The 950-nt window shown below is 59.9% G+C and carries 1 protein-coding gene; it reads right to left on the reverse strand.

Features of this window, described 5'->3' with window-relative positions; genetic code table 11:
- Positions 1-950 (reverse strand): ABC transporter ATP-binding protein (locus ON30_RS11100; RefSeq protein WP_051029181.1); only part of this gene is annotated, 950 nt, incomplete at both ends.

The raw sequence follows: 950 nt of genomic DNA on the forward strand, positions 1-950 counted from the left end.
ACCTGCGCGGCGTGGGGCAACGTATGCATGATCTCGGCCACCCGCGCCTTACGACGACCCACCGCCTGCCGCACCGGCATCCCCGGCTGCGCCCGCATCTGCGGAATGATCCCCTCCACCTCCTCCGCACCACCATGATGATGACCCGCGTCCACCAACGCCTGCTCCCGAGCCATCTGCGCCTCGTCCTTCTCCTCCGACATACCGATCGGCCCGATCATCCGACCGTTCAAGAACTGCTTGACCACCGGCTCCTCCGAGGTCAACAACACCTCCCGCGGCCCGAACATCACCAACTGCCGACGGAACAACATCCCGATATTGTCCGGCACCGTCCGCGCCAGATTGATGTTGTGCGTCACGATCAGAATCGTCGCGTCGATCTGCGCGTTGATATCGATCAACAACTGCGACAGATACGACGTACGCACCGGATCCAACCCCGAATCCGGCTCATCCACCAGAATGATCTGCGGATCCAACACCAACGCCCGCGCCAACCCCGCACGCTTGCGCATACCACCGGAGATCTCCCCCGGCAACTTCCCCTCCGCCCCCAACAAACCCGTCAACTCGAGCTTCTCCATCACGATCTTCTTGATCTCGGATTCACTCTTCTTCGTGTGCTCCCGCAACGGAAACGCCACATTGTCGAACAAGTTCATCGACCCGAACAACGCACCGTCCTGGAACAGCACACCGAACAACTTCCGGATCTCGTACAACTCCTTATTCGAACACGTCGTGATATCCGTGCCATCGATGAAGATCGAACCCCGCTCGGGCCGCAACAACCCGATCAACGACTTCAGAAACACCGACTTACCCGTACCCGACGGCCCCAACAGAGCACTGACCTCGCCGGAAGGCAACGTAAGACTCACGTCCTGCCAAATCCGCTGCGAACCGAAAGATTTCGTAACACTCTCGGTCCTGACCTCGACGCCCAC

The organism is Nocardia takedensis NBRC 100417 (assembly GCF_000308695.1).
GTDB classification, from domain to species: Bacteria; Actinomycetota; Actinomycetes; order Mycobacteriales; family Mycobacteriaceae; genus Nocardia; species Nocardia takedensis.